Annotated in this window: 1 pseudogene; it reads right to left on the reverse strand. The window is 71.6% G+C overall.

The annotated features are described in order from the left end of the window. Positions 1 to 264, reverse strand: a pseudogene (locus ASF72_RS21130) (hypothetical protein); the annotation flags it as partial.

Raw genomic sequence — 264 nt, forward strand, 5'->3', positions numbered from 1 at the left:
CAAAAGGTGATGACGGGCAGGAGCTCTGCGACGGACCGGCAGCACCCAACAGCCGGCCGCGCCAGCGGACGCCCGCCTTCTGGTTGCACCGCAACCAGGGCGAGCACCAGCGAGTCTGCCCGGGAATCCAGCTGTGCGGTGGCGGGTTCTTCGGTGGTGTGCCACGGCACCTGTTCCCGGCCCCGGGGTTTGGTGGTGGGAACGGCGGGCCGCCGCCAGGTGATGATCGCCTGTGTCGGGTACGGCTCGGCGGTGGCCCGCCCC

Origin of the sequence: Arthrobacter sp. Leaf141 (genome assembly GCF_001424565.1) — a bacterium.
Classification (GTDB): Bacteria; Actinomycetota; Actinomycetes; order Actinomycetales; family Micrococcaceae; genus Arthrobacter.